This is a genomic window from Candidatus Kaelpia aquatica (assembly GCA_030765335.1).
Taxonomy (GTDB): domain Bacteria; phylum Omnitrophota; class Gorgyraeia; order Kaelpiales; family Kaelpiaceae; genus Kaelpia; species Kaelpia aquatica.
Genome location: JAVCCU010000003.1, coordinates 1 through 9,817, shown reverse-complemented (window position 1 = coordinate 9,817; position 9,817 = coordinate 1). Strand labels below are relative to the sequence as shown.

The 9,817-nt window shown below is 36.9% G+C and carries 15 protein-coding genes; all 15 read left to right on the top strand.

All coding sequences use genetic code 11. The annotated features are described in order from the left end of the window. The first annotated feature begins 82 nt into the window (after positions 1 to 82). The gene (locus P9X27_00485) at positions 83 to 667 is read left to right on the top strand and encodes a nucleotidyltransferase domain-containing protein (protein ID MDP8252867.1); all 585 of its coding nucleotides are present in this window, start codon (positions 83 to 85) and stop codon (positions 665 to 667) included. A 213-nt stretch (positions 668 to 880) separates the two neighbouring features. Next, entirely contained in the window at positions 881 to 1,591 is a 711-nt protein-coding gene (locus P9X27_00480; protein MDP8252866.1) for a methyltransferase domain-containing protein, read from the top strand. A gap of 80 nt (positions 1,592 to 1,671) precedes the next feature. Next, entirely contained in the window at positions 1,672 to 2,373 is a 702-nt protein-coding gene (locus tag P9X27_00475) for a DNA/RNA nuclease SfsA (GenBank protein ID MDP8252865.1), read from the top strand. A gap of 281 nt (positions 2,374 to 2,654) precedes the next feature. After that, the gene (locus P9X27_00470; protein MDP8252864.1) at positions 2,655 to 3,101 is read left to right on the top strand and encodes a hypothetical protein; all 447 of its coding nucleotides are present in this window, start codon (positions 2,655 to 2,657) and stop codon (positions 3,099 to 3,101) included. A 465-nt stretch (positions 3,102 to 3,566) separates the two neighbouring features. Continuing rightward, on the top strand, positions 3,567 to 3,779 hold the full coding sequence (locus tag P9X27_00465) for a cold shock domain-containing protein (protein MDP8252863.1): 213 nt from the start codon (positions 3,567 to 3,569) through the stop codon (positions 3,777 to 3,779). Between the two features lie 271 nt (positions 3,780 to 4,050). Continuing rightward, positions 4,051 to 4,512, top strand: coding sequence for a Fur family transcriptional regulator (locus tag P9X27_00460; protein MDP8252862.1), 462 nt, complete (start codon positions 4,051 to 4,053; stop codon positions 4,510 to 4,512). A gap of 184 nt (positions 4,513 to 4,696) precedes the next feature. Then, positions 4,697 to 5,032 (top strand): DUF5320 domain-containing protein, encoded by a 336-nt coding sequence (locus P9X27_00455; protein MDP8252861.1) that lies wholly within the window; start codon positions 4,697 to 4,699, stop codon positions 5,030 to 5,032. A 71-nt stretch (positions 5,033 to 5,103) separates the two neighbouring features. Next, a complete protein-coding gene (locus P9X27_00450; protein ID MDP8252860.1) occupies positions 5,104 to 5,502 on the top strand; it encodes a NifB/NifX family molybdenum-iron cluster-binding protein in 399 nt (132 codons plus the stop codon). Between the two features lie 45 nt (positions 5,503 to 5,547). Further along, entirely contained in the window at positions 5,548 to 5,913 is a 366-nt protein-coding gene (locus P9X27_00445) for a NifB/NifX family molybdenum-iron cluster-binding protein (protein MDP8252859.1), read from the top strand. Between the two features lie 25 nt (positions 5,914 to 5,938). Next, positions 5,939 to 6,163, top strand: coding sequence for a DUF5320 domain-containing protein (locus P9X27_00440; GenBank protein MDP8252858.1), 225 nt, complete (start codon positions 5,939 to 5,941; stop codon positions 6,161 to 6,163). A gap of 2 nt (positions 6,164 to 6,165) precedes the next feature. Next, complete coding sequence (locus tag P9X27_00435; protein ID MDP8252857.1) at positions 6,166 to 6,777, top strand: class I SAM-dependent methyltransferase; 612 nt, start codon at positions 6,166 to 6,168, stop codon at positions 6,775 to 6,777. A gap of 4 nt (positions 6,778 to 6,781) precedes the next feature. Further along, positions 6,782 to 7,621, top strand: a complete 840-nt coding sequence (locus P9X27_00430) for an ATP-binding protein (protein ID MDP8252856.1) — start codon at positions 6,782 to 6,784, stop codon at positions 7,619 to 7,621. Position 7,622: 1 nt separating this feature from the next. Further along, the gene (locus P9X27_00425) at positions 7,623 to 7,976 is read left to right on the top strand and encodes a DsrE family protein (protein ID MDP8252855.1); all 354 of its coding nucleotides are present in this window, start codon (positions 7,623 to 7,625) and stop codon (positions 7,974 to 7,976) included. Between the two features lie 17 nt (positions 7,977 to 7,993). Next, complete coding sequence (locus P9X27_00420; protein MDP8252854.1) at positions 7,994 to 9,349, top strand: FAD/NAD(P)-binding oxidoreductase; 1,356 nt, start codon at positions 7,994 to 7,996, stop codon at positions 9,347 to 9,349. A gap of 25 nt (positions 9,350 to 9,374) precedes the next feature. After that, a partial coding sequence (locus P9X27_00415) for a 4Fe-4S binding protein (GenBank protein MDP8252853.1) occupies positions 9,375 to 9,817 on the top strand: 443 nt, incomplete at its 3' end.

Below are 9,817 nucleotides of genomic sequence, written 5' to 3'. Positions count from 1 at the left end.
ATAACAAAATCACTGGAGCAGACGGCTTGGCTACCATTTTTTTGAGCCGCCGCTCAGTTTAATCGTTCGACAGAGAGAATACATGAGCAAACATCAAGACTTACTAGACGAGTTGACCCGTGAGATCGTCAAGGCAGATCCTGACTGTGGCGTGGTTCTCCAAGGAAGCGTTGCCGATGGTTGCGAAAGACAAGATTCCGATATCGATGTTTTCGTTGTATGTAGCACAGCACGCCCAAATATGAACGACTACATTCAAGGCGACAACCGAGGCAACATGAGAGCCAAGGGCCCCATAGAGGGTATTATCGTCGATATTGGATGGGAGTATTGCGAGTCCCTGGCCGGCACCATTCAGAAGGAAGGTGCCGCCGGATGGTTTATGTTCTCACAAGGCATCATCACTCATGATCCGCAAGGGCTGGCCAGAAGGTGTCAGGATGCCATGCGTGCCTGGTTTGAGGCAAATCCGACAATTGCGCGGGCATGGGGCAAGCAACAACGGGATGTCCGAAGCCGAAAGGTCAATCCATCCCACCCTATGGAATACCCAACATTCCATGACTTCTTTGTGCATGTCCGAGAACTTCAGAGACAGGAGAATACCGAACCAAAGGATGGACGAATATCATCTGAAAGCGCGTTTTCAGATGCATTGTCATCCTAATCGTTATTTCTGAAATAGCGTTATAAAAGTAAAACATCTTAAACTTGAGAATTGGTCATTCACAAGTAAAAAGTTAAAAAATTTTAACAAATAACAAAATCATTGGAGCAGAACCCAACACCCCGGCATACGCAGGACACGTACGCGGGTCACGGCGGCATGGCCACCAATTTTTTGTGTCCCTGCTCAGTTTAATCGTTAGGTGAAAATCATATGACAACAAACAAATGGCAATACAACGAAATACAGCAAATAGGTGTAGACTATGCGAATTTGGAGGAAGTGGAGAAATATGATGCCCGAATGCAAAAATTAAGGGACATCAAAAAAGAAGTGAACAAATTAGTTGAAGCTACAGCTCCGACCCAAAGTTCAAAAATCCTTGAATTTGGCACCGGCACTGGAGAATTTGCAGTCGCTCTATCAAAACTCTGCCAGAAGGTAGTTGCAGTTGATGTTTCCCCTGTCATGCTTGAGTATGCACAAAAAAAGGCAACTTCAAAAAAAATAAACAATATTGAATTTCACCACGCTGGCTTTTTGACTTTCAATGAATCACCAGAGCAATTTGATGTCATTTTCACCCAACTAGCCCTTCATCATTTGCCAGATTTCTGGAAATCAATTGCATTAAAAAAAATTAACAGCTTATTGAAAAAAGGTGGGAAGTTCTTTGTCAAGGATGTTGTCTACCCTTCCAATGTTGAAGATTACGCACTTTTTTTTAACACCCTAATTGAAGGGATTGAGAATTCAACAGGCGCAGAGTTTACAAAAGAAATCGTTGATCATGTCAAAAAAGAATATTCAACTCTGGACTGGATTTTTGAAGATTTGTTGAGAAAGTCAGGATTTTCCATCTTGGAAACCGATACGGAAAATGGCTTTATTTACACGTACTTATGCGAGAAACGAAACGCCTAACAAGTCATTGCACCGGAAATTTTAGGGATGCGCCCAAAAATTCCGGTGAATTCTAACGTTATACGGAAGAAAATAAAAAAATGAAAAATTATTTGTTTAGTGAAAATCTGATTCGGGGATTGATTAAATCAAGACCAAATAGGTTCATAATGTTAGTTGAAATTGATGGTGAAACTGAAAAATGTCATTGCCCATCAACAGGCAGAATTGGAAATATGGAATTTAAAAATATTCCTTGCCTTCTCTCAAAAGCAAATGGGAAAGCAAGAAAAACCAATTATACTGTGGAAGCAATATCTCCTGAATCTGAGTTGTGGGTAGGGATTAATCAAACCAAAGTAAATGGTTATATTGAATTCTTTCTCAAAAACAATCTTCTTAAAAAAATTATTGATGTCAAAGAAATTAGAAGAGAAGTAAAATTAAATAATTCTAAAATTGATTTTCTAATAAATAATAATTGTTTCCTTGAAGTAAAAACTCCTTTAAGACATCTTCCGTTTGGAGACAAAAAAGACGATAAAATATTTAGTTCTTTTGAAAGATTAGGTAGGCATTTCCAAGAGATTTCTCTCCAGATAAAGCAAGGCCAAAGAGCAATAGTGCTTTTATGTTATTTGTATAATGCAAATAAGTTCAAAGTTCCTGAAAAACCAAATGCAGAGATAGTAAAGATAGTAAAAAAAGCCACCCAAAGAGGACTTGAATCCTGGCAAGTTAATCTCAAAGTAGATAAAAAAGGAATTTCATTGATTGAGTACTTTAAACTCAGACTATTTTAAATTTATATAAATATTATCGGGTGGGGCTATGAACCTTTTGGAACACAAAATAATCTTTGATTATTGGTGTGCCAGAAATATTATTTCTATGCATAATCGAGGGACAAACTCTCTGATCTGGTATATGTCCTTAGATGTTAGGCTATACAGTGCATATCTATAGGCTCAGTATTCAGAGATAATGTTATGTCTAAGATTTGCACGGGGAGTTTTTATATTTTAATCCTCTGTAAAGTAATAGGTTGCAGAGGGTTTTTTGTTTATGTAAAATAAGTTTAACCATGATTGGATTTATAAATAATCTTAGACAGCCTATCGAAGGAACCTATATATGGAAAAATATTTTAGTTCTTACTTTCTTGGGGTTGTCGTTATTTATACTTTCATCCTGCCAAAACAACACAGGGAACATCGATGAAATGTTTATTGGGACATGGGAGGCGGCGGTTGGAAGTGCACGGGTAGTTGTGATAATCAAAAATGACGGTTCCTTTGTTTCCAAGGGGTATTGTCAAGACAAGCCAACTAGTACAACTACGGGCTCCTGGGAAGTGAAGGATAATAATTTCACTTGGACTTATGACCAAAGTAATCTTCTTTTCGGAGCGGGAGAAAAAGATGTCAATCCACTTTTAGAAGTAACGAGTGAAAAATTTATTTTAAAAGAGATGGGTGGAAGTATTAGCACTTATAAAAGAGTAGACGACAACAAAATGAATAACATCTAACAACTGAAAAAGACCTTTTTCATGTTATTAAAGCGTATACTTAGTTGGGATCGTATCGTTTTAGCTAAATGTCTACCCCATGAGGTTGGACATCTTGTAACTGTTTTGAAGTAAAAGAGTTATGCAAATTGACCGCCCAAAATACTGGACAAAATTGGACAAATTTCCACCTTTTAGCTCGTTAAATATAAGTTCGAGCCTCTTCCGGGGCGGCGTAAGACCTGCCAAAACAACCTCTCTGATCTGGCTATGTCCTTAGATGTTAGGCTATACAGCGCATATCTATAGGCTCAGTATTCAGAGATAATGTTATATGTAAGATTTGCACGGGGAGTTTTTATATTTCAACCCTTTGTGATTCAATAAATTGCAAGAGGTTTTTGTTTGTTGTATAATACTATCAGAAAGGAAGAGAAGAGCTAATAGGTGGAAGATGCATCATAAAAGTCGAAAAGGAGGTTTAAAATGCATACAGGAAAAATAAAGAAGTTAGTTCGCGAGAGGAGCTTTGGTTTTATAAGTGATACTGATGGCAGCGAAGTATTTTTCCACAAGAACAGTCTTGTGGGTGTTGAGTTTGATGCTTTGAATGAAAATACGGAAGTTGAGTTTGAAATTGAAAAAACCCCAAAAGGGGCAAGCGCTGTTAATGTGAGTATTGCAAAGAAACAAGAATAAAGATTCATTGGGTAATAGAACAATATAAAGGAAATAATTTTTTACAGAGTTAATTAGCCTTTTCTGTATACAACCAGTTGCGAAACTCGTCCAATACAGGGAGCCGTTTTCATCTTTTAGCTCTGCAACTAATTAAGTTGTAGAGCTTTTCTTTTTATCTCTGGATTTATTAAAAATGTGGCAAGGAAAAATTTTAAAATAACCTTGACAATATTTTGTAATGTGGTATAAATAATAATGAGAATCATTATTAACAAGGAGAAACTAGAATATGCCAATAAAAATGAGAGGCCCAGTATGGTGGCATGGAAGGTTTAGAGGTTGCGGGTATAGATTAACTATACCTCGGGAAGCACTTTTAGGGGTTTTGAGCAAGACAGAGAAACATCTTAGTGCAGAGGATATATATATGGCAGTAAATAAGTTTTATCCTGATATAGGCCTGGCTACGATTTATCGCAACTTAGAATTACTTGTTAATATGGGGCTGGTTTCCAAATTCGACTTCGGAGATGGTAGAGCAAGATATGAATTGATCGAAGGTCCTAAGGTAATACATCATCATCATTTGGTGTGTACAGATTGTGGTAGAGTAATTGATTATACGGATTTTATTAATGAAGAGGTTGAATTGCTTAACAAGACTCAGAAAGGTCTTTCTAAAAAGTACAATTTTAAAATAAAAGATCATTTTATTCAGTTTTCCGGCTTATGCGATAGATGTCAGAAATGAAGCTGTAGTTATTATTTTTTTTGAATATTAATGATACTGATTATCAGTAGTAAAGAAGGAGGTGAGTAAGATGCCAGGTTTTGATGGAAGAGGACCTCAAATTCTGGGCCCAATGACAGGACGTGGAATGGGATATTGTATTGTCAAATTAGATGCCAAAAATATTGGAAAGGAGGTGAGTAAAATGCCAGGTGGAAATGGAGCAGGTCCAGCAGGAATGGGTTCTATGACAGGACGTGGAGCAGGTTACTGTGCGGGTTATTCTACTCCAGGTTATATGAATCCAACAGCAGGCGGAGGTTTTGGACGTGGCGTAGGTGGAGGTCGCGGTTTTGGTCACGGTATGGGTAGAGGTTTTAGAGCCCCTGCTTACCCTTATTTTCCAGCTGCTTCTAGCTTAAGTCTTCAGCAGGAAGCGAGCATGCTTAAAGAACAGCTTAAAGCTATGCAAGATGAAGTTAATATGGTTAATAACAGGATAAAAGAGTTAGAATCCAGCTCAGGATCTAAAAAAGAATAACTAAAAGAGATAGGCGGAAGTAGGGACTGAGCTTTATTTCCGCCTTTTTCAAAATTTTAGGAGGTGTAATATTGAAGATAGCGATATCTACAGATGGGAATATGGTATCTGCTCATTTTGGCAGATGTCCTTCTTTTACTCTTGTTGAGGTAAAAGATAATGAAGTGATTAATAGAAGTAGCATTGATAATCCTGGCCATCACCCAGGGTTTTTGCCTCAGTTTTTACACGATAAAGGTATTAATGTTATTGTTGCTGGTGGTATGGGGATGAGTGCTTTAAATCTATTTAATCAAGTTAGTATAGATACGATTGTTGGAGTTAGCGGTAGCATAGAGGATGTAATTAATAAGATTGCTAATGGTGAACTTGAAAGTGGAGAGAGCCTCTGTAATCCAGGGGCAGGAAAAGGATATGGAGTAGAGAAGACAGAGTGTGAACATGAAGATGAAGAAAATCACCCAAATTAAATATAGATAAGAGTATAAGATAATTTAAAACGGAGGTATATAAATATGAAAATATGTATTACTGCGCAAGGTGAAAATCTTGAATCTCAAGTAGATCCAAGATTTGGAAGATGTGCTTACTTTCTCATTGTAGATACAGATACCTTAGAGTTCGAAGTTATTGAGAATGGCAATATTGCCGCTTCTGGTGGAGCAGGTATTCAGTCTGGGCAGTTAATAGCTTCTAAAGGTGTAACTGTAGTTATTACAGGTAATGTTGGGCCTAATGCGTTTAGAACATTAGAGGCAGCAGATATCAATATAATTACCGGAGTCTCAGGTTCTATTAAAGAGGTAATAGAGAGATATAAAGCGGGAGAGCTTAAATCAACTCAAGGACCCAGCGTAGACTCTAAGTTTGGAATGAGTTAAAGATAATTCAAAAAGGAGGTTCAAAATGCCTAGAGGTGATGGAACAGGTCCTTTCGGGGCTGAATCAGGAACTGGTAGAGGTATGAGTAGAGCTGGAGGTCGCGGTAGGATGAGTGGTAATAAAGCAGGCTCAGGTCCTGCCGGAGAGTGTGTCTGCCCAAGTTGTAATACAAAGGTAGCTCATAACGTAGGAGTTCCTTGTTATTCAGTAAATTGCCCTAAGTGTGGGGCTAAGATGGTTAGGGAATAATTTTGGAAGCAGCAGTGGCAGAGAATCATAAGAGATATTTAGAGAGAGCAGCCCTCTATAAAAGCTTTGGTTATGATATTGAAATGGAACGGAAATTTGTTATCCAAAGCGCTGAGCCTCTTTATGGTAACATATTGGAAGTTGGCACAGGTAAAGGACACTTAACTGTTGCTTTAGCAAAAGAGGGGTATAAATTCAGCAGCGTGGATATCTCAGAACAAGAACAAAAAATTGCCCGGCTGAATATAAAGAAATTTGGCTTAGAGAAACAGGTAGATTTTAAAATAGAAAACGCCGAACAGTTAAGTTTTCAAGATGAGTGTTTTGATATAATCTTCTCAGTTAATATGATACATCATCTCTTAAATCCATTTAAAGTTATAGATGAATTTATAAGGATTATCTCTTTAGAAGGTAAAATTGTTTTAAGCGATTTCAATAAAGAAGGATTAAAGCTCATGGATAAGATCCATAGTAGCGAAGGAGGAAGGCATCAAAATAATGAGATCATGTTGGTTCAAATAAAAGATTATTTGGTAGATAAAGGTTTTAAAACAGCTCAATATGTAGACAAGTTTCAGGATACATTGATAGCTTTTCATCAGCTTATATAAATATATGATTATTTCAGTTGCCAGCGGAAAGGGCGGGACAGGCAAGACTACTATAGCCACAAATCTTGCACTCTCTATTTCTAATGCACAGCTTTTAGATTGTGATGTTGAGGAGCCAAACTCACATATTTTTATAAATCCAGAGATAAAAAATAGAGAGATTGTTTCTATTCCTGTGCCTGCTGTAGATGAAAATAAATGTAATAGCTGTGGAAAGTGTCAAGAGGTCTGTGTTTATAATGCTATAGCTATAGTCAATAAAAAAGTTCTTATATTTCCTGAGTTGTGTCATGGATGTGGTTCTTGTAGTTATTTCTGCCCTGAAAAAGCCTTAAGAGAGGTTGATAAAGAGATAGGAGTTGTTGAGTCAGGTAGTAAAGATAGTCTGGATTTTACTTATGGTAAACTTAATATATCAGAGATGATGTCCCCTCCGCTTATAAAGGCTGTTAAAAAATATATTAATAAAGATAAGATTACTATCATAGATGCTCCTCCTGGGACATCATGTCCTGTTATTACAGCTATAAAAGATGTAGATTTTGTTATTCTTGTTACCGAGCCTACGCCATTTGGATTAAATGATCTTATCTTAGCTGTGGAGGTTGTAAGAAAGATAGAGATTCCATTTGGAGTAGTTATAAATAAATCTGATTTAGGTAATAATAAAACAGAAGAATATTGTTTAAGAGAGAACATTCCAATACTTATGAAAATACCTTTTAAAAAAGAGATTGCCTCTGCTTATTCAGAGGGCAAGCTGATAGTAGAGATGTTTCCTAAGTATAAGATTGAATTTCAAAAATTGTTTAATAATATTCAAGAAATTTTAAAAGGAGAATAAGATGAAAGTACTCTTTATTTTTAATAATAACCCCTACGATGGTAGTGATATCTCTTGGAATGGTTTACGGCTTATTGAAAAGCTTGTGGATTTGAATATAGAAATCAGGATATTTCTTATGAATGATGCGATTGATTTAGCTCGTGATGAAGCTAAACCTCCTGAAGGTTATTTTGACTTAGGGCAATTATTGAAAGATCTTATTTTAAAAGGAATAATAGTTAAAGTATGTGGAACTTGTAAAACTAGATGCGGTATTTATAAAGGGAAGCCCTATTTCGATGGAGCCCAAGAAGCTAAGATGACGGAATTAGCTCAGTGGATTAAAGAGGTAGATAAAGTAATTACATTTTAGTAGACCAAGGAGGTTTTGTGGAAAAGAGAACGGATGTTTTAGTTATTGGTGGTGGCCCAGCAGGAGTAGTAAGTGCTGTAACAGTCAAAAAATACTATCCAGACAAAGATGTTTTAGTTATGAAGGATATCAAAGATGGAGTGATCCCCTGTGGTATACCCTACATGTTCGAAAGTTTGAAGAACCCTGAAGAGAATAAGCTCGGAAATGAATCTTTAGAAAAAAATAATATAGATATAGTAATAGATAAAGCCACCAGCATTAATAAGGAAGAAAAATTTGTAAAGACAGTTAATAGTGATAAATATTTTTATGAAAAATTAATATTAGCCGTTGGTTCTACGCCTATCAATCTTCCAATTAAAGGCGTAGATAAAAAAGGAGTTTATCCTATTTACAAAGAGTTGGGGTATTTAAAAAGTGTAGTTGATGATATTAAGAAATGTAAAAAAGTTTTAGTTATTGGTGGTGGTTTTATAGGAGTTGAATTTACTGATGAGTTGTCCAAAATAGAAGGCCTTTCTGTTGCATTGGTTGAAACTCTGCCGCATTTATTAGCCAATTCTTTTGATCCAGAGTTTTTTCTTATGGCTGAAGAGCGTTTAAAAGAAAAAGGAGTGGAGATTTTAACATCTACTCAAGTTGAAGAGATAATTGGAGATGAGAAAGTTGAGAAAGTACGTTTTCGCGGTGGAGAAGAGAGAGCTATAGATGCAGTTATATTAGGAGTTGGCTCAAAACCTAATATAGAGATTGCAGTTGATGCAGGTTTAGAGATAGGCCATGCTAATGGTATTTTGGTTGATGAATATGGCAGAGTATCATCAGATTCAGATATATTTGCCATCGGGGATTGTTCTTGTAAAAAAGATTTTTATACCAGAAAAGCTATTTCTGTTATGCTTGCTTCTACTGCAACTGCTGAGGCAAGGATTGCAGGAGCAAATCTTTATCAGATAAAAGTTGTTCGTGAAAATAAAGGTACCATTGCTATATACTCAACTTATATAGATGGATTAGTCCTTGGCTCAGCTGGGCTTACTGAGAATACAGCGCTTAAAGAAGGCTTTGAGATAGTAGTAGGGACTGCAGATGGAGTAGATAAGCATCCCGGCACTCTTCCTGGCGCTTCTCAAGGTAAGGTCAAACTTATATTTTCTAAACAGTCAGGTATTATTTTAGGTGGCCAAGTGAGTTGCGGTATGTCATGTGCTCAGGCAATCAATATTATTGGAGTTGCTATTCAGAAAAGAATGTCGGCAACAGAGCTTGAGACTCTACAAATAGCTACCCATCCATATCTTACAAGTGCGCCGACAATGTACCCTATTATTCTTGCTGCTCAGAATGCATGCAGTAAGATGAGAGTATAGTGTTAAATATTAAGAAAGGATTGAAATGAAACAGATTGTTGTAATAAGTGGAAAAGGTGGAACAGGTAAGACGGTAATTACAGGAGCCTTTGCGGCTTTGGCTAAGAATAAAATTATGGCAGACTGTGATGTTGATGCAGCTGACTTACACCTGCTTTTAGCTCCTGAGATAAGAGAGAGGTATGAATTTAGGAGTGGGGTTACAGCATCCATTGATAAGGATAAGTGTATTCAATGTAAAAAATGCATAGAACTATGCCGTTTTGAGGCTATAGGAAAGGATCTTACTGTTGATTCAGTTGCTTGCGAAGGATGTGCCTTCTGTAGTTTTGCCTGCCCTGCAGGGGCTATTGAGATGAGAGAGAATAGTTCAGGTGAATGGTTTATATCAGATACACGTTTTGGAGAGTTAGTCCATGCAAAACTGGGTATAGCTGAAGAGAACTCTGGTAAATTAGTCAGTCTTGT